Genomic DNA, 17,705 nt, shown 5'->3' with positions numbered 1-17,705 from the left:
GCGGTCGGCGATGATCCCCCTCGGCCCGGCCTCCCTGCCCGTCAGGGCTCGAAGCGGTAGCCCATGCCGGGTTCGGTGCGCAGGTGCCGCGGACGGGCCGGGTCGGCCTCGAGCTTGCGGCGGAGCTGGCCCATGTAGAAGCGCAGGTTGCCGCCGGCGTTCTCGTAGCCCGGCCCCCAGACCTCGGTGAGCAGCTGGCGCTGGGACATCAGTTTGCCGGGGTGGCGGACGAGCACCTCGAGCAGGTGCCACTCGGTCGGCGTGAGCCGGACCTCGTCGCCGTTGCTCTTCGTGACCCGCTTGGCCGACAGGTCGACCTCGGCACCGCCGACCGTCACGATCGGCTGCTCGGCGCCGGCGTTGCTGCGCCGCAGTACGGCGCGCATCCGGGCGAGCAGCTCGTCGATGCCGAACGGCTTGGTCACGTAGTCGTCGGCGCCCGCGTCCAGCGCCTCGACCTTGTCGGTGCTGTCGGTCCGGCCGGACAGCACCAGGATCGGCGCCTCGGTCCAGCCGCGCAGCCCGCGGATCACCTCGACCCCGTCGAAGTCCGGCAGGCCCAGATCGAGAATCACCAGGTCGGGCGGATGCTGCGCGGCGACCTTGAGCGCCGCCGTCCCGCTGCCGGCCACGTGCACTTCGTACCGACGCGCCTTCAGGTTGATCTGCAGCGCCCGCACGATTTGCGGCTCGTCGTCGACCACCAGAACTCTGGTCATCAAGCTCCCCGCTCGAGACGGCCGGGCACCGGCACGTCGCTCATTGTTGCTGAAGGCATCGAGACCACCATGGTCAGGCCACCGCCCGGCGTGTCCTCCGGACGCAGCGACCCACCCATCGCCTCCGCCAGCCCGCGCGCCAAAGCCAGTCCGAGCCCGACGCCGGTCGTGTTGTCGGTGTCGCCCAGCCGCTGGAACGGCGCGAACACGCGGTCCCGATCCTCGGCCGGGATCCCCGGTCCACGATCGATCACCCGGATCTCCACCACGTCCCCCAGTGAACTCCCTGTCAGCAACGGCCCGCGCCCCGGGGGTGAGTACCGGACCGCGTTGGCCAGCAGGTTGGCCACCACGCGCTCCAGCAGCGCGGGATCCGCCTCGACCAACGGCAACCCCGGCGGCAGGTCGACGGCCACCTCCGTCCCGTCCAGTACGCCGGGCAGGATCTCGTCCAGCGCCATCGGCCGGGTGAACACCGGCAGCACACCTGCCTGGAGCCGGCTCAGGTCCAGCAGGTTGTCGACAAGCCGGCTCAGCCGGTCGAGCGACTCGTCGGCCGTCTCCAGCAGCTCGTCCCTCTCAGCGCGGCTCCACTGGACGTCGGAGCTGCGCAGGCTCGTCACCGACGCCTTCGCGGAGGCCAGCGGCGACCGGAGATCGTGGCCGACGGCTCGCAGCAAAGCCGTACGGAGCTTGTCGGCCTCGGCCAACGGCTTCGCCTCCGCGGCGGCCTCGCTCAGCCGTGCCCGGTCGACCAACGCGGCCGCGTGCGCCGCGAACGCTCCGACCAGGCGGCGTTCATCAGCAGCCAGCGACCGGCCCTGCAGCACGAGCACGAGGTCGTCGCGGCCGGGGATCTCCGCGTCACCGTCCTCGGGACGCCGGCAGGTCGGCGTACCGGCGGAGGCGATCGGTCGCCAGGTCTCGGTCAGCTCGTCGGTGTCGATCCGCTCCATCAGGCAGGCCGACGTCATCCCGAACGCCTCGCGGACGCGCTCCAGCAAGGCGGGCAGCGCGGTCTCCCCACGCAGCACCGACCCGGCCAGCGTCGCGAGCGTCTCGGACTCCGCGGCGGACCGCGCGGCCTGCCGCGTACGGCGGGCCGCCCGGTCGACGACCGAGGAGACCATGCCCGCGACCAGGATGAAGATGCCCAGCGCGAGCGCGTTGTTCGGCTCGGTGATCGTGAAGGACCGGGTCGGCGGCGTGAAGAACCAGTTGAGCACCACCGTGCCGGCGATCGCCGCCAGCATCGCGGGCCAGAGCCCGCCGACGAGCGCGACCACCACGACGGCGAAGAGGAAGGCCAGCACGTTGCTGGTCAGGTTGAGTGTGTCGCCACCGTGGTCGAGCGCCAGCACGAGCAGCGCGGGCAGCAGGACGGCCAGGCTGAAGCCGTAGATCAGCCGGAGCCGCGACAGACTCCCGTGCGCCTTCGGGAGCCGGCCCCGACCCATCTGGGAGTGCGTGACGATGTGGACGTCGATGTCACCCGACTCACGGATCGAGGTCGCGCCGATCCCCGGCCCGGTGAGCAGCGTCGACAGGAGCGACCGCCGGCTGCCGCCGAGCACCAGCTGCGTCGCGTTCTCCGCGCGGGCGAACGCGAGCAGCGCGTCCGGCACGTCCTCGCCGACCACCTGGTGGTAACTCCCGCCCAGGCTCTCGACCAGCTGCCGCTGCTGAGCGAGCCGGGCCGGATCAGCGCCCGTCAGCCCGTCCGACCGCGTCACGTGGACGGCGAGCAGGTCACCGCCCGCCGAGCGCGCCGCGATCCGGGCCGCGCGCCGGATCAGCGTCTCGCCCTCGGGACCACCGGTCAGCGCGACCACGACCCGCTCCCGGGCCTCCCAGGTCGAGTCGATGTCGTGCTGCGACCGGTACTGCTGAAGTCCCGCGTCGACCCGGTCGGCCAGCCACAACAGCGCCAGCTCGCGCAGCGCCGACAGGTTGCCGATCCGGAAGTAGTTGCCGAGGGCAGCGTCCACCTTGTCGGCGGCGTACACGTTGCCGTGCGCCATCCGGCGGCGTAGCGCCTCGGGCGCCATGTCGACCAGCTCGATCTGGTGCGCCGCCCGGACCACCCGGTCCGGGACGGTCTCGCGCTGCGGGACGCCGGTGATCTTCTCGACCACGTCGTTGATCGACTCCAGGTGCTGGATGTTCACCGTGGAGATCACGTCGATCCCGGCGGTCAGCAGCTCGTCGACGTCCTGCCAGCGCTTCGCGTTCCGGCTGCCCGGGACGTTGGTGTGCGCCAGCTCGTCGACCAGCGCGACGCCGGGCCGGCGGGCCAGCAGGGCGTCCAGGTCGAGCTCGGTGAAGCTGGCGCCGCGGTGGTCGACGATCCGCCGCGGCACCTCCTCCAGGCCGTCGAGCATGGCGGCGGTGTGCTCGCGCCCGTGGGTCTCGACGAAGCCGACCACCACGTCGGTCCCTCGCTCGCGCCGCCGTTGCGCCTCGCCCAGCATCTTGTACGTCTTGCCGACACCGGGCGCGGCGCCGAGGTAGATCCTCAGCCGCCCACGACCTGCCATACCTCCCATAGTGTCAGTTCAGCTCCGCCAGGTCCCGGTTCAGCGTGACCACGTTGACCGTGGCCTCGCCGAGGAACCCCAGGGACCGGCCCTTGGTGTTGTCCCGCACGAGCTCCTGGACCTTGCTCACGTCGAGCCCACGCTCCCGCGCCACCCGCTGCACCTGCAGTGCGGCGTACGCCGGGCTGATGTGTGGGTCGAGTCCGCTGCCGCCGGCCGTGACCGCGTCCGCCGGCACCTGCGCGGGATCCACGCCCTCGACCTTGGCCACGTCGGCGCGGCGCTGCTCGATCAGCTTCAGCAGGTCGGCGTTGTTCGGCCCGAGCTGGGACGCCGAGCTGCCGGCGCCGTCGTAGTCGACCGCGGACGGCCGGGTCTGGAACCACTGGGGGTCCGGCGCCATCACAGCGTTGCCGTCGGCATCCTTCTGCCCGGTGTCGAGCGTGTAGGACTGACCGATCAGGTCCGATCCCACTTCCTTGCCGTCGATCTTGATCACGGACCCGTTCGCGTTGCCGGGGAACAGCGCCTGCGCCGCCCCGGTCATCGCCAACGGGTAGAGCACGCCCAGCAGCACGGTGAGCGCGACCATCGCGCGGACCGCGACACCGAACTGGCCCAACGGGCTTCTTCTGGTGGTAGCCATCTCTGCTTTCCTTTAGCCGATGCCCGGGATGACCGAGATCAGCAGATCGATGAGTTTGATGCCGATGAACGGCGTGATCAGACCGCCGACGCCGTAGATCAGCAGGTTGCGGCGCAGCATCGCGGACGCCGAGGACGGCTTGTACCGCACGCCGCGCAGGGCCAGCGGGACCAGGACGACGATCACCAGCGCGTTGAAGACGACCGCCGACAGGATCGCCGACTCGGCCGAGTCCAGCCGCATGATGTTCAGCTTGTCCAGCCCCGGGTAGGCCGCCGCGAACAGCGCGGGCAGGATCGCGAAGTACTTGGCCACGTCGTTGGCGATCGAGAACGTGGTCAGCGATCCGCGGGTGATCAGCAACTGCTTGCCGATCTCGACGATCTCGATCAGCTTGGTCGGGTTGGAGTCCAGGTCGACCATGTTGCCGGCCTCCTTGGCCGCGGACGTCCCGGAGTTCATCGCCACCCCGACGTCGGCCTGGGCCAGCGCGGGAGCGTCGTTGGTGCCGTCACCGGTCATCGCGACCAGCCGGCCACCCTCCTGCTCCTTCTTGATCAACGCCATCTTGTCCTCGGGCGTCGCCTCGGCCAGGAAGTCGTCGACCCCGGCCTCCTCGGCGATCGCCTTCGCGGTCAGTGGGTTGTCGCCGGTGATCATCACGGTCCGGATGCCCATCGCGCGCATCTGGTCGAACCGTTCCCGCATCCCTTCCTTGACGACGTCCTTGAGGTGGATGACCCCCAGCGGCCGCGCGACCCCCTCCTTGAAGACAGGATCAGTCTTGCTGACGGCAACCACCAGCGGCGTCCCGCCGGAGGCCGAGATCCCGTCGACGAGGTCGCCCAGCTCGGCCACCACGGTGCCGCCCTGGTCGTGGATCCACGCGGTCACCGCACCGGCCGCGCCCTTGCGGATCTGCTGTGCTTTGCCTTCGGACCCGCCCAGGCCCACCCCGCCGTCGACGTCCACGCCGCTCATCCGCGTCTGCGCGGTGAACTCCACGAACGTTGCGTGCGGCAACTCACCGGTGTGCCGCTCGCGCAGCCCGTACCGGGTCTTCGCCAGGACGACGACCGACCGGCCCTCCGGCGTCTCGTCGGCCAGGCTGGACAGCTGGGCCGCGTCGGCCAGCTCGGTCTCGGAGACCCCGGCGAGCGGGATGAACTCGGCCGCCTGCCGGTTGCCCAGGGTGATCGTGCCGGTCTTGTCCAGCAGCAGCGTGTTCACGTCGCCCGCCGCCTCGACGGCGCGGCCGGACATCGCCAGCACGTTGCGCTGCACCAGCCGGTCCATGCCCGCGATGCCGATCGCCGACAGCAGCGCGCCGATCGTGGTCGGGATCAGGCAGACCAGCAGCGCGACCAGTACGACGAGACTGAGGTCGACCCCGGCGTACCGGGCGAACGGCTGCAGTGTCAGGGTCGCCATCAAGAACACGATGGTGAGGCTGGCGAGCAGGATGTTCAGCGCGATCTCGTTCGGCGTCTTCTGCCGCGCGGCGCCCTCGACCAGCGCGATCATCCGGTCGATGAAGCTCTCGCCCGGCTTGGTGGTGATCTTCACGACGATCCGGTCCGACAGCACCCGGGTCCCGCCGGTCACCGCGCTGCGGTCACCACCGGACTCCCGGATCACCGGCGCGGACTCACCCGTGATCGCCGACTCGTCGACACTGGCCACGCCCTCGACGACGTCACCGTCGCCGGGGATGATCTGGCCGGCCTCGACGACCACCCGGTCGCCGAGCTGGAGCGCCGTCGCCGGGACCTCTTCCTCGGCGCCGCCTTCGATGATCCGCCGGGCGGTGGTCTCGGTCTTGGCCCGGCGCAGCGTCGCCGCCTGGGCCTTCCCGCGACCCTCGGCGACCGCCTCGGCCAGGTTGGCGAAGACGACGGTCAGCCACAGCCAGACCACGATCCACCAGACGAACGCGCTGGAGTCGGTGAAGGCCAGCACCGTGGACGCGACCGCGCCGACCTCGACGACGAACATCACCGGGTTCTTCACCATCAGCCGCGGGTCGAGCTTGCGCAGCGCGTCCGGCAGCGAGGTGAGCAGCATCTTCGGGTCGAACACTCCCGACGGCGCCTTCTTCTCGACCGACTGCTCCTGTTGTGGTGCAGGGGTCATGGTCTGGGTGGTCACAGTCCCTCCGCGAGGGGTCCGAGGGTGAGTGCGGGGAAGTAGGTCAGTCCGGTGACGATCAGCACGACGCCGACGAGCATCGTGACGAACAGGGCCCTGTGGGTGGGCAGCGTTCCGGTGGTCACCGGGACCGGCTGCTGACGGGCGAACGAGCCGGCCAGCGCGAGCACCAGGACGATCGGCACGAACCGGCCGAGCAGCATCACGATGCCGAGCGCGGTGTTGTAGAACGTCGTGTTGGCGCTCAGGCCACCGAACGCGCTGCCGTTGTTGTTGGCCGCCGAGGTGAACGCGTAGAGCACCTCGGAGAAGCCGTGCGGACTGTCGGTGTTGAAGATCGAGGCCCTGGCGCTCGCCAGGCCCATCGCGACCGCCGCGCCGGCGAGCACCAGCGACGGCGTCGCCAGGATGTAGAGCGAGACCAGCTTCATCTCGCGCGCGGTGATCTTCTTGCGCAGGTACTCCGGCGTACGACCGACCATCAGCCCGGCCACGAAGACGGCCAGGACGGCGAGTACGAGCATGCCGTACAGGCCCGAGCCCGTACCGCCGGGTGTCACCTCGCCGAGCATCATGTGGAACAGCGCGGTGCCACCACCGAGCGGCGTGTAGGAGTCGTGCGCGGCGTTGACCGCACCCGTCGACGTACCGGTGGTCGTGGACGTGAACAGCGTCGACGCCCACTCGCCGAAGCGGGTCTCCTTGCCCTCCATCGCGGCACCGGCCGCCTGCGTCGCCGTACCGGAGCCGTTCATCTCGAACGCGGTCGCGGCGGCGGTGAAGGCCAGCCACAGCGTGGTCATCACGCCGAGGATCGCGTAGCCCTGCCGCTTGTCCTTGACCATCAGGCCGAAGGTCCGGGTCAGCGCGACCGGGATCACCAGCATCAGGAAGATCTCGAACAGGTTGGAGATCCCGTTCGGGTTCTCGAAGGGGTGCGCGGAGTTGGCGTTGTAGAAACCGCCGCCGTTCGTGCCGAGCTCCTTGATCACCTCCTGGCCGGCCACCGGACCGCCCGGGATCGACTGGGTCTGCCCCGCGATCGTGGTGATCTCGTGCGGACCCGACAGGTTCTGGACCACGCCCGTCGCGACCAGGATCAGGCCACCGAGGATCGCCATCGGCAGCAGCACCCGGACGACGGTCCGGACCAGGTCGACCCAGAAGTTGCCGAGCCGCTCGGTCCTGCTGCGCGCGAACCCGCGGATCAGCGCGACCGCGACGGTGATGCCGACGGCCGCGGAGACGAAGTTCTGCACCGCGAGACCGGCGAACTGGACCAGGTGGCCCATCGTCACCTCGGGCGAGTACGACTGCCAGTTGGTGTTCGCCACGAACGAAGCGGCGGTGTTGAAGGCCAGCGACGGCTCGACGCCCGGCAGGCCGAGCGAGAACGGCAGGTGCGACTGGAGCCGCTGCAACAGGTACAGCAGGATCAGCCCGACGACCGAGAACGCGAGCACCGACCGGGCGTAGACCGCCCAGGTCTGGTCGGCCTTCGCATCGACGCCGAGCAGCTTGTACGTCGTACGCTCTGCTCTGGTGTCGTGGTCGGAGCTGTAGACCCTGGCCAGGTAGCCACCGAGCGGCCGGTAGGCGGCTGCCAGCAGCAGGACCAGCAGGCCGACCTGGAGCAGGCCGGCGGCGGTGTCGGACATCAGAACCTCTCGGGGAAGATCAGGGCGGCGACGAGGTAGACGACCAGTGCCGCACCGATCACCAGACCGGCGACGTGTTCGGCGCTCACAGCTTCTCCACCCCACGCAGCGCGCACCAGACGGTCGCGAAGACGGCTACACACACGGCGAGGTACATCAGGTCCTTCACCGGACCCACCCCTCGGAATTTCTTGTCCTCATGTCTTCACTGAACGCCGCTGACTGCCTCGTCAGGAAGGTTCTCGCAGCTCTCTCACGGCGGCCGGGTGAGCTCTCACGGCGCTCTCACACGGGCGCTGCGTGGACCGGACTTCGTCACGGCGGCCGCAGCCCACATACTTACGCCTGGCAATGAGAAGTCTTCGCAGAGTTAGGGAAGAACGCAGTGACTGAAGTCGACGACCAGCAGTTCCCCGCCCAGGGTTCCGAGCAGTTCTTCTCCGACGAGTCCCGCAAGGCGCTGGCCGAGGCCAGCCGGCTGCTCGCCGAGCGCCTCCAGGCCCACACCGAGGCCCTGCTGGCGATGACCGGCCAGGAGGAGCAGGCGGTGCTCGACGAGCACAACGCCCAGCTCGAGGACCTCGTCGAGGGCTGGAACGACGCCGTGTTCGAGCACACCGGCACCACCCCGCTGCTGCTCGACGACGAGATCGTCGAGACCGACGACGAGGAGCCCGAGGAGCAGGACCACCTGATCAGCGTGGTGTCCCGGTTCGACCTGAAGGTGGTCGACCTGGAGACCCTGCTCGACGCCGGCCGCGCCGCCCAGGAGCGGCACCCGGTCGAGCTCGACGAGTCCGGCGACCGCGACCCGGTCGACACCGCCGAGCAGGCCATCTACGAGATCAGCCGCGAAACCGGCGAGGCCTGGTTCGAGCTCCCGGGCGTCGACCTGGTCGCCGGGGCCCGGGCGTACGTCGTACCGGAGTACCCCTTCGAGCCCCTCGAAGCCGACGCCGACGACGTCATCACCGAGATCAGCGCCCCCAACGGCGTAGTAACCCACGCCGAAACCTGGGCGTAAGCCGAGCGTCGGGGTGGGACAGCACCACATCCCACCCCGACCGCCCCGCCGTACCAGCTAACCAACAGCGATGGCGTCGATCTCGAGCAACCACTCCTCGGCGTAGATGTCGCAGATGAAGACCGTCAGCGCCGGCGCGTGGTCGCCGAGCACCTCCTCGCGGATCTTCGAGTTCGCCGCCCGGTACTGCCGGTCGGACAGGTGCGTGGTCACCTTCACCAGGTTCTCCACACTCATCCCAGCCTCCGAGAGCACCGCGAGCACGTTGCGCCACACCATCCGGCACTGGTCCTCGAAGTCCTCCGGGATCCGCCCCTGCTCGTCACCCCACGGCACCTGCCCGCTGACGAACACCATCCGGCGGCCACCGGTCACCTCGACGCCGTGCGTGTAGTTCCCGGTCGCGGCCGGCAGGATCGCCGGGTTCAGCGGACTGATCGCGAGCTCGCTCATGTCAGGTTCTCCCCCATGTCGGTGTGGACAGGCAATGTCTACCCTGCGGACCCCTGAACCGGCCAGCCGAACCATCCGTGTGGGAGGTGTTCAACCACCTACCCGAAGGACTGTGACATGTCGCAGCGCCGACCCCGCCGCTCAGCTCGGACGGGCACCATCGCACTCGCCACCGCCATGACCGCCGGTCTGGCCCTGGTCGCTCCCAGCACCGCCAGCGCACACTCGTCGCGCGACGGGCTCGCCGTACAGCAGGTCAACCTCGTGTCCGACGTACCGGGCAAGGCTGCTCTGCTCGACCCCGATCTGGTCAACCCGTGGGGCCTGGCCCTCGGCGCGAGCTCGCCGCTCTGGGTGTCGAACGCCGGCACCTCGTCGTCCACCCTCTACTCCGCCGCCCCCGGCGCCGCCACCGCCGCCAAGGTCCCGACCATCCGGGTGGACGTCCCTGCTCCCTCCGGCCAGGTCGCGAACGCCGGCACCGGCTTCGTGCTCACCAACGGCACCGCCAGCGCCCCCGCCCGCTTCATCTTCGCCACCCTCACCGGCTCGATCGCCGCCTGGGGCCCGCCGGTCAGCCCGCTCGTCGGCGCCGCCCAGATCAAGGCCACCGTCCCCGGCGCCGCGTACACCGGCCTGGCCATCTCCCCCACCAGCGACCGCCTGTACGCCGCCGACTTCGCCCAGAACCGCATCGACGTCTTCAACACCACCTTCACCCGGGTCAAGCAGCCCTGGTGGTCGTTCCGCGACCCGTTCCTCCCCAGGGGCTACGCCCCCTTCAACGTCCAGACCCTCGGCGACCGCGTCTTCGTCACCTACGCCAAGATCGACCCCAAAACCGGCCGCAGCATCAACGCCCGAGGCAACGGCTACGTCTCCGAGTTCACCCTCGACGGCCGTTTCGTGACCCGCATCGCCTCCCGCGGCACCCTGAACTCCCCCTGGGGCGTAGCCATCGCCCCCACCTCGTGGGGCAAGCTCGCCGGCTCCCTCCTGGTAGGCAACTTCGGCGACGGCCGCATCAACGTCATCAACCCCAAGTCCCACGGCCGCTTCGACCACAAGATCACCGCCCAACTGAAGGACCCCAACGGCCACCCCCTCACCATCCCCGGCCTCTGGGCCCTGACCCCCGGCACCCCCACCACCGGCGGCACCGACGCCCTCTGGTTCTCCGCCGGCATCGCCAACGAAACCCACGGCCTCCTGGGCCTCCTCCGCCACCCGTAAGCGCGAGCAGAACCACAAGAAGTACAGAAAGAGAACTGAAGAAAGAAGAAGAATTTAGTTGGGATGCAGATGGTTGCTGTCGACTCTCACTGCAGGTGGGCTGTGGTGGGGGTCGGGTCAGCTGCGCAATCTGCCCCAGAACGCCCCACGATCCGCCTCCCGAGCCTCCACTCCCGGGCGACAAGCTCGATGAATGTCGATCCCAGCTGCGCATCGGGCGCCTTCGTCAGACTTAACACAAACGGACCGCTTAAGGGCTAATTGTGTTAACCTCAAGACCGACCACTGTCGAATGAACCAGGCCAGTAGGGCGGTCGAGGTGGAACTCACTTCGCACGAAGCAGCGGACCGGCTGGGGATCGGCCAGCGGCGCGTCCGCAGGCTGGTCGCCGACGGCACCCTGCGCGGCCACCGCTTCGGAGGCGTCTGGCACCTCGACCGCGACGACGTCACGCGCAGGCAGGCGTCAACTCCCACCCGAGGACGCCCCTGGTCCGAACGAATCTGCTGGGGCGGCCTGTGGCTGCTGTCCGGCTTGACCCCGGACTGGCTGGGAGACGCCGAGAAATCACGCCTGCGCAAGCGGCTCCGCGAGACGACCCCGCAGGCGCTCGCCCTCGCCGTACGCCAACGCGCGGACGTCGAACACTGCCGAATCCTCCCCACCTACCTCGAAACAGCAACAAAGGACCAAGGTGGCGCAGGCGCAGGAGTGAGTGCTGCGCTAGCTGCGGGAGCCGACATCCTCAGCATGGACCTCGCAGAGCTGTACTGCGACCGTCGTACGCGCGAACAACTCTTCACCCGCTTCGCGATCACCACGACCAGCAGCAGTCCGAACTTGACCGTCCGAACAATCGAAGACCCGGCCCTCGCGCGAGCAGTCCTCGCAACCCGTACGGCGATGCCGGCCGCCGTCGTCGCCGTAGACCTCATCGAATCGGCCGACGCCCGGACGACCCACGCGGGTACCGAGTTGGCAGCGCGCCTCCTGGCCGACTTCCGTCGTGCCTGAGCCCGATCCGAAAACCGCCTGCCTCCTCCCGCCTCTACCGCCCGCACTGGACCACCTGTGGGAGACGATCGTCGACCTCGGCGAAGCGCTGTCCGCCGACAAGTGGATGCTCGTGGGTGGACAGATGGTGATGCTGCACGGGCTCATCGCCGGCCGAGTCATGACCCGCGCGACCAACGACATCGACATGCTGGCGGCGATCCTCCTCCCGCCGTCTAGGCCAAAGCTCAGCGAATGCGTCCGCACCGTCAAGAAGCTCGGGTTCGCACCATTGGAAGCGAACGACCCCGAGTTGCTCCATCGCTTCATCCGCCCAGCGGACGGGGCCGTGATCGACATCCTTGCTCCGGACCACCAGTCCTGGCCGCCGATCACCAAGGCACCCAGGGCAACCGTCCGAATCGACGGCGGCAGCCAGGCCCTCGTCCTCAAGGCCGCCGCCTTCAAAGCCGAAAAGCTCCGCCCCGAACGCCACATCTCCGACGCCGCGTTCCTGGCCTCGCTCGTCACCGACCCGATCCGTTTCAGAACCCACTTCAAAGGCAGCGACTACGGCCGAATCCTCTATCTGGACAAGCACCTCGCAGATCCGAACCACCCAGCCTGGACACCCCTCGGCGTCCACCGAGAAGACGCCCAGGCCACCTGGCGCATCCTCTGCAGCCCTAGGCGTTGACTCACTTGGGAAACCTGGGGAGCCGTCAAAGTCGATCTGCCCTGAAATGCCCCAGAATCAGCCCTCCTGGGAAGCTCGCTCAGGCGGCAAGGTCGAAGGATGCTGATCGAGAGCGCGCTTGAGGCGCAATACATCGGGCGGGACGAGGACCTGCGACTGACCTCTACTGTGAGGGGACAGTTCGAGCTCGCACGTATGCAGGACCTGCTGGGCAGATATCTGCCGGAGCCCCCGGCCGTCGTTGGCGACATCGGCGGCGGGACCGGCGTACACGCCCGCTGGCTGCAGCAGCGCGGCTACACCGTAGAGCTGCTCGACCCCATGCCCCACCACGTGGTCGCCGCGCGGGAAGCGGGCATCGACGCAACCCTCGGCGACGCCCGCAAGCTCCCTTGGGAGGACGAGTACTTCGACGGCGTCCTGCTGGCCTGCCCGCTCTACCACCTACCAGTGCTCGAGGACCGCCTGACAGCAATCCGAGAGGCCACCCGGGTCACCCGCCCCGGCGGGTTCGTGGCGGTCGTAGCCCTCAACCGCACCGCCAACCTCATCGGTGCAACCCTCGCCAACCAACTACCCGACCACGAACCCGTCGTACGGGAGATCCTCGAATCCGGCTTCAGCCCCGCCAATGAAACGACCTACCACTCAGTCCCCCAACTACGCCAGGAACTCTCCGGCCACGGCCTCGACTCCATCACCATCCACGCCCTCACCGGCCCCGGCGGCTGGCTGGCCGTAACCCTCGACGCCCACTTCCAGCACCACCAACCCCCGGCCTCCCTCACCACCCCAGACCCCCTGCAAACCGCCCTACTCAGCTCCCGCCTCGCAGACCGATACCCCGACCTACTCCCCACCAGCTCCCAGTTCCTCGCAGTAGGCCAACGTGTCTGACACACGCACGCAGCCGACTCACCTACGTCCCTCCACCTCTCGTGCGACTGCATTTGTTCCCACTGAGGGGTACAATTGCAGTCGCTCCAGGGAGGTGACCATGCCATTCGCCGATCTCGCAGGCCTCGCCGCCGATCAGTGGGGCCTCGTCACCACAGCACAGGCCGAGGCTGCCGGGTGCAGTCGAAAGGCCATTGGCCGGTTCGCCCAAGCCGGGCTCCTTGAGCGCCTCGCTCAGGGCATCTACCGGTTGACCGGCGCACCCCCAGACCCTCTCGAAGACCTCCGAGCCGCGTGGCTCGCTCTCGATCCCGGCCGATCCGCAGGGGACCGCCTCCGTGACGAGCTTCCCGAGCTGGTCTCCCATCGCTCAGCCGCCGCCCTGTACGAACTCGGCGATCTGGCGGCTGACCGCCACGAGTTCACGGTCTCCGGCCGGCGTCAAAGCCGCCGCATCGACATCCGCTTCCACAGGGCGACGCTCCAACCCTCCGACTGGACCATCGTCCAAGGGTTGCCATGCGCAACCATCCCTCGCACCATCGCTGACCTCGCCGCCGTCCACACCGACGGCGGCCACCTGGCAGGCGCGGTCCGCGACGCCCTGACCGTCCGCCACGTCGACGTCGATGAGCTGGCTCGCACCATCAGTCCGTACGCCGCTCGCTACGGCGCCCGCCGCCACGACGGAGAGGCCCTCCTGGTCCGCCTGCTCAAGGAGTCCGGACTTCCTCTGGCGATCCAGCAGACCGTCGATCTCGTCACCAGCGCCCATCGAGCACCCGCTCGAAGGACCGCGTGAGGACGCCGGACATTCCGCCAAACCCTGCGAGAGTCAGCCGTTCACTCGGCGACCGCCTGAGAGCCGAAGCCAAGCGCCGCGGCCGATCAGCAGGCGACCTCCGCCGGGAATTCGTCTTTCAAAGATTCCTCGGACGAGTCTTCGCCGAACCAGGCAGCCGATGGGTACTCAAGGGCGGCACCGGCCTCTTGGTCCGAATCCAGCGAGCCCGTCCCAGCAAGGACGTTGACCTGGTCGTACCAGCAGCCGCCTTCGACCTGGACAAGGCCGTAGCGGCACTACGAACGGATATCGCCGCCGACGCCGGCGATCATCTGACCTTCGTGGTGGACAGCCTGGCGCGCTCCAGCGACGAGCCGACCATCGCCCTGCTACGAATCACCTGCCTCATCGAAGCAAGACCGCTCGAGCGCTTCACCATCGATCTCTCCACCAGAACCCGACTGACTGCAAAAGCCGACCGAATCCGCCCTCGCCCGGTCTTGGACCTAGCAGGTGCGACGCCGCTCCCGCGGTTCGTCCTCTATCCGCTCCCCGACCAGGTAGCCGACAAACTCTGCGCGATGTACGGCCAGTACGGGCCAGCCCAACAACCCTCAACCCGCTACCGCGACCTTGTCGACCTGGTCCTCATCACCACTACGACCGAACTCGACGCCACCATGACCATCCGAGCGATCACAACGGAGACTGCCCGCCGCAACTGCCCTCTCCCACCAGCAATCGAATCTCCCGGGCCCGAATGGCAAGCAGGCTACGCACGAGTCGCTCGCGAGCTTCCCTTGGAATCCAATCTACGAACCCTGCCCGGCGCCATCGAAACGGTTGCCACCTGCCTCAACCCGGTGCTCGCAGCCACGGCCACCGGAACCTGGAACCCACGAACGAGACGCTGGCAGGCCTGACCACATGAGCACAACAGCAGCCTTGGTCGCGGTGGTCCACTCCAGCGGACGTAGAGGTAGAAGCCACCGCAACCACGCGTCGACCTAACTAAATTTTGCTCTTGTCTTTTGCTTCTGTTCTTCAGTTTTGTCTTTGTTCTTTAGTACTTCTGTTGCCTTGCCTGATCTTGTGCTGCTCAGTCGATGGGCCGGAGTTCGTCGGCGTACGAGACGGACGTGCGGCGGAGGACGCCGTCCTTGGCTGAGTACTGGCCCATGCGCCACAGCGGGGGGCTGTAGGCGTGGATGGTGACCGAGCCCTTGTCGAGGCCTACTACTCGGTGGATGTGGTCGGGGCCGAAGCCGAAGACGTCGCCGGCTTCGATCTCGGTTTCGAGGGAGGCGGTGCCGAGGGCGAGGTTGTGTTCGACCAGGCGGCCCTGGGCTACGGCGACGGCGCCGGAGGAGACGTCGTGGTCGTGCCAGCCGGTGTCGTTGACGGGGGTCCAGCAGATTAGCCAGACGTCGACGTTGGCGTCGCGGTGGAGGGAGGCGAAGACGCGCTCTTCGTCGCTGTAGGCGACCTTGTCCTCCCAGAGGTGGGGCTGGGCGGCCAGGCCGCCGGCGAGCTCGGCCAGTTCGTCGGGGTCGAGATCACGTCCGGGGAGGTTGTCCAGGGACAGACAGCCGTTCAGCTCCACGAGCCGGCTGGCCTGGCGCGCGGGAACGACGGGTGCGTCGGAAACGGGCTGAGCAGTCACTGCACTCCCCTCTCGGAGGACGCCGGCTCTGGGCCGGCAGTTGGTTGGGCTCGCCGCTGGTCCGCAGCGAGTGGTTGCCCGGCGTACAGGACGCCGGAAGATTCAGTACGACGGTGCGCCGCGCCCGAAGCCGATGCGGCCGGGGGCGTCGCGTGGTGGCGAGGTGCCGAACAGCAGCCGGTGCGGGTTGTCGTGGCGGATCACGGTGGTCGCGGCCTCGCCCTGGCGGAGCTCGGTGATCCCGGCGTACGGGCGGTCGGTGCCGTGCACGACCTGGTCGATGCCGAGGACCCGGGCGACCGCGTCGATGCCCTGCGGGCCGTAGCTGGACGTGTCGACGAACAGCCGCGGGTCGATCGTGCCGAGCCGTCCACCGCGGGCCGACAACCGTTCGTGGTGGACGGGGGCGAGCCCGGCCGCCGCGACGAAGCACACACGCAGGTTCGGGAAGGAGGTGCGGCCCGCGAACGCGTGCCACGCCCACCAGGCGGACTGCAGCTGGTTCACGTAGTCGACGACCGGCGCCCACCAACCGGGCAGCTGATCTGCCCCGGCCTGCCCCGCGGTGCCCGGGTGCACGAGCACCGGTTTGTCGGCCTGCTCCGCAACAGCCAGTACGTCGGACAGCGCGGCCCAGGCGGCCGGCGTACCGAGGACGTGCGCGGGCAGCTGCACGCCCACGAAGCCGGCTTCGAACAACCCGGCAAGTCCCGAAAGGTCAGGCGCCAACAGATCGACCGACGCCCAGGCCCGGAACGGTTCAGGCAGTGCGGCCGCGCCGACGTGCCACGCCTCCAGCAGCGCCGGATCGCCGAGCTGCTCGATCCCGAGCGGGCTCGACAGGGAGACCGCCGCGAGCGACGTCCCGGCGTCGAGCTCGAGCGCGACCCGTTTGTCGATCTCGTGGTCCGACGGGTCGACGTCGTACGGCGGTTCGCCGTGGGTGTGCAGCGTCCAGCCGTCCAGGTACGGCGGCTCGCGACGGGCTCGGAGGCGGTCGACGAACGGCGCCGGCCACAGATGCTGATGGACGTCGATCACGATCTCACCCTCCTCACTGGGCCGCTTTGAAGCGCTTCAAGACATGAAGAGTGAAGCGCTTCAAAGCGGTTCTTGTCAAGTTTCTGTCCACGGCAGGCCCTAGGCTCGACTCCATGTCCGGTACTGGCCGACGGCCGACCCTCAAGGACATCGCGGCTGACACCGGTCTCTCGATGGCCGCCGTCTCCTACGCGCTGCGAGGTCTGCACGGCACGACCGAGACCCGCCAGCGGGTGCAGGAGTCGGCCGAACGGCTCGGCTACCAGGCCGATCCGGTGGCCCGCGCGCTCGCGTCCGGACGCAGCGGCTCGGTCGGCGTACTGTGCGCGTCCCTGGAAGACCTCTGGCAGCAGCGCCTCGCCGCCGCGCTCGGCCGCGAGCTGCTCGCCCCGGACCGCAACGCCTGGATCATCGACTCCGCCGGCGACGCCGACCGCCAGCTCGAGCTCGCGCAGCACCTGGTCGACCACCGCGCCGACGCGATCGTGGTGATCCCGATCGACCCGGCCGCCAAGGGCTGGGCGCCGATCGCCCAGCAGGCGCCGGTGATCGCGATCGGCGACGCGCTGCCGGCCGCCAAGGCGAAGTCGGAGGTCCTGTTCGACAACGAGCTGGGCATCAGTACGGCGCTGCGCCGGCTGGCCGAGGCGGGGCACCGCGAGGTCGCCGTGCTGACACCGTCGCGCCGGGTCGAGGTGGATCGGCCGGCCGAGGAGATCACCCAGCGGATCGCCGCCGAGCTGCACCTCACCGCGACGATCGTCCCCTGCCCGCACGACCTGCCCAGCGCCACCGAGGTCGCCTGCGAGCTGCTCCGCCGGACGCCACGCCCGACCGGCATTCTCGCGCTGGCCGACTCGATGGCCTTCGGGGTGTACGCCGCGGCGCGCGAGCTCGGCATCGCCGTACCGGACGAGCTGTCCCTGCTCGGGTACGACGACCAGCCGATGTCCCAGCTGCTCACGCCGCCGCTGTCCACCTTCCGCTGGCCGCTCGACGAGCTGGTCCAGGACGTGGTCGCGCGAGTCACCTCCGCGGTCGACACCAACCGCCGAGTCCGCCGGACCACGGTCGTCCCGACCCTGATCGAGCGCGGCTCGGTCGCCGCCCCGCCCGCACCGGCGTGACGACGACCTCCGAGCGCCTGCATCCACACCCCGAAACTAGACCAAATCAGTGGACTTAATTCCAGATCTCAATATCTGGAACAT

General features: G+C 68.9%; 17 protein-coding genes. 8 read left to right on the top strand and 9 right to left on the bottom strand.

Annotation, left to right across the window (positions count from 1 at the left end):
• Positions 1-41: 41 nt before the first annotated feature.
• Genes ACLQ2O_RS04530 through kdpF form a run of 6 tightly spaced genes read right to left on the bottom strand, consistent with a single transcriptional unit; the run spans position 42 to position 7,797 of the window.
• Positions 42-719, bottom strand: a complete 678-nt coding sequence (locus ACLQ2O_RS04530) for a response regulator (protein WP_425827465.1) — start codon at positions 717-719, stop codon at positions 42-44.
• Positions 719-3,256: a DUF4118 domain-containing protein gene (locus ACLQ2O_RS04525; RefSeq protein WP_425827463.1), complete on the bottom strand. Its 2,538-nt coding sequence runs from the start codon at positions 3,254-3,256 to the stop codon at positions 719-721. The genes ACLQ2O_RS04530 and ACLQ2O_RS04525 overlap by 1 nt, the downstream gene beginning before the upstream one ends.
• Positions 3,257-3,269: 13 nt before the next feature.
• Positions 3,270-3,902 (bottom strand): K(+)-transporting ATPase subunit C, encoded by a 633-nt coding sequence (gene kdpC / locus ACLQ2O_RS04520; protein ID WP_425827461.1) that lies wholly within the window; start codon positions 3,900-3,902, stop codon positions 3,270-3,272.
• Between the two features lie 12 nt (positions 3,903-3,914).
• Positions 3,915-6,050: a potassium-transporting ATPase subunit KdpB gene (gene kdpB, locus ACLQ2O_RS04515; protein ID WP_425827459.1), complete on the bottom strand. Its 2,136-nt coding sequence runs from the start codon at positions 6,048-6,050 to the stop codon at positions 3,915-3,917.
• Entirely contained in the window at positions 6,047-7,708 is a 1,662-nt protein-coding gene (gene kdpA, locus ACLQ2O_RS04510) for a potassium-transporting ATPase subunit KdpA (protein WP_425827457.1), read from the bottom strand. The genes kdpB and kdpA overlap by 4 nt, the downstream gene beginning before the upstream one ends.
• On the bottom strand, positions 7,708-7,797 hold the full coding sequence (gene kdpF, locus ACLQ2O_RS04505) for a K(+)-transporting ATPase subunit F (RefSeq protein WP_363669876.1): 90 nt from the start codon (positions 7,795-7,797) through the stop codon (positions 7,708-7,710). Before kdpF ends, kdpA begins: the two co-directional genes overlap by 1 nt.
• 296 nt (positions 7,798-8,093) lie before the next feature.
• On the opposite strand from kdpF, the gene ACLQ2O_RS04500 reads away from it, so the two are divergent.
• Positions 8,094-8,732, top strand: a complete 639-nt coding sequence (locus tag ACLQ2O_RS04500) for a hypothetical protein (protein ID WP_425827455.1) — start codon at positions 8,094-8,096, stop codon at positions 8,730-8,732.
• Positions 8,733-8,789: 57 nt separating this feature from the next.
• Here ACLQ2O_RS04500 and ACLQ2O_RS04495 read toward each other — a convergent pair whose 3' ends face one another.
• On the bottom strand, positions 8,790-9,185 hold the full coding sequence (locus ACLQ2O_RS04495; RefSeq protein ID WP_425827453.1) for a RidA family protein: 396 nt from the start codon (positions 9,183-9,185) through the stop codon (positions 8,790-8,792).
• Between the two features lie 117 nt (positions 9,186-9,302).
• On the opposite strand from ACLQ2O_RS04495, the gene ACLQ2O_RS04490 reads away from it, so the two are divergent.
• From ACLQ2O_RS04490 to ACLQ2O_RS04465, 6 genes are all read left to right on the top strand, one after another.
• The gene (locus ACLQ2O_RS04490; RefSeq protein WP_425827451.1) at positions 9,303-10,418 is read left to right on the top strand and encodes a TIGR03118 family protein; all 1,116 of its coding nucleotides are present in this window, start codon (positions 9,303-9,305) and stop codon (positions 10,416-10,418) included.
• A gap of 319 nt (positions 10,419-10,737) precedes the next feature.
• Complete coding sequence (locus ACLQ2O_RS04485) at positions 10,738-11,433, top strand: excisionase family DNA-binding protein (RefSeq protein ID WP_425827449.1); 696 nt, start codon at positions 10,738-10,740, stop codon at positions 11,431-11,433.
• Entirely contained in the window at positions 11,426-12,109 is a 684-nt protein-coding gene (locus ACLQ2O_RS04480) for a hypothetical protein (RefSeq protein WP_425827447.1), read from the top strand. The genes ACLQ2O_RS04485 and ACLQ2O_RS04480 overlap by 8 nt, the downstream gene beginning before the upstream one ends.
• 99 nt (positions 12,110-12,208) lie before the next feature.
• A complete protein-coding gene (locus ACLQ2O_RS04475; RefSeq protein WP_425827445.1) occupies positions 12,209-13,006 on the top strand; it encodes a class I SAM-dependent methyltransferase in 798 nt (265 codons plus the stop codon).
• A gap of 100 nt (positions 13,007-13,106) precedes the next feature.
• Positions 13,107-13,808 carry a type IV toxin-antitoxin system AbiEi family antitoxin domain-containing protein gene (locus ACLQ2O_RS04470; RefSeq protein WP_425827443.1) on the top strand — a complete coding sequence of 234 codons (702 nt, stop codon included), beginning with the start codon at positions 13,107-13,109 and terminating at the stop codon, positions 13,806-13,808.
• Positions 13,805-14,713 (top strand): nucleotidyl transferase AbiEii/AbiGii toxin family protein, encoded by a 909-nt coding sequence (locus tag ACLQ2O_RS04465; protein WP_425827441.1) that lies wholly within the window; start codon positions 13,805-13,807, stop codon positions 14,711-14,713. Before ACLQ2O_RS04470 ends, ACLQ2O_RS04465 begins: the two co-directional genes overlap by 4 nt.
• Positions 14,714-14,889: 176 nt before the next feature.
• Here the strand turns inward: ACLQ2O_RS04465 and ACLQ2O_RS04460 are convergent, their stop codons facing one another.
• Positions 14,890-15,453 (bottom strand): cysteine dioxygenase, encoded by a 564-nt coding sequence (locus ACLQ2O_RS04460; RefSeq protein WP_425827439.1) that lies wholly within the window; start codon positions 15,451-15,453, stop codon positions 14,890-14,892.
• A gap of 102 nt (positions 15,454-15,555) precedes the next feature.
• Positions 15,556-16,494: an amidohydrolase family protein gene (locus ACLQ2O_RS04455; protein WP_425827437.1), complete on the bottom strand. Its 939-nt coding sequence runs from the start codon at positions 16,492-16,494 to the stop codon at positions 15,556-15,558.
• Between the two features lie 113 nt (positions 16,495-16,607).
• Between ACLQ2O_RS04455 and ACLQ2O_RS04450 the strand changes: the two genes are divergently transcribed.
• On the top strand, positions 16,608-17,621 hold the full coding sequence (locus ACLQ2O_RS04450) for a LacI family DNA-binding transcriptional regulator (protein ID WP_425827435.1): 1,014 nt from the start codon (positions 16,608-16,610) through the stop codon (positions 17,619-17,621).
• Positions 17,622-17,705 lie beyond the last annotated feature (84 nt).

The organism is Kribbella sp. DT2 (assembly GCF_049844575.1).
Lineage (GTDB): Bacteria > Actinomycetota > Actinomycetes > Propionibacteriales > Kribbellaceae > Kribbella.
The sequence above is the reverse complement of the archived record's forward strand: the minus strand, read 5'-3'. Positions and strand labels throughout refer to the sequence as shown.

Coding starts and splice junctions, on each gene's coding strand:
- ACLQ2O_RS04530 (WP_425827465.1), bottom strand. CDS start 719: ATGACCAGAGTTCTGGTGGTCGACGACGAGCCGCAAATCGTGCGGGCG.
- ACLQ2O_RS04525 (WP_425827463.1), bottom strand. CDS start 3,256: ATGGCAGGTCGTGGGCGGCTGAGGATCTACCTCGGCGCCGCGCCCGGT.
- kdpC (WP_425827461.1), bottom strand. CDS start 3,902: ATGGCTACCACCAGAAGAAGCCCGTTGGGCCAGTTCGGTGTCGCGGTC.
- kdpA (WP_425827457.1), bottom strand. CDS start 7,708: ATGTCCGACACCGCCGCCGGCCTGCTCCAGGTCGGCCTGCTGGTCCTG.
- ACLQ2O_RS04495 (WP_425827453.1), bottom strand. CDS start 9,185: ATGAGCGAGCTCGCGATCAGTCCGCTGAACCCGGCGATCCTGCCGGCC.
- ACLQ2O_RS04490 (WP_425827451.1), top strand. CDS start 9,303: ATGTCGCAGCGCCGACCCCGCCGCTCAGCTCGGACGGGCACCATCGCA.
- ACLQ2O_RS04475 (WP_425827445.1), top strand. CDS start 12,209: ATGCTGATCGAGAGCGCGCTTGAGGCGCAATACATCGGGCGGGACGAG.
- ACLQ2O_RS04470 (WP_425827443.1), top strand. CDS start 13,107: ATGCCATTCGCCGATCTCGCAGGCCTCGCCGCCGATCAGTGGGGCCTC.
- ACLQ2O_RS04450 (WP_425827435.1), top strand. CDS start 16,608: ATGTCCGGTACTGGCCGACGGCCGACCCTCAAGGACATCGCGGCTGAC.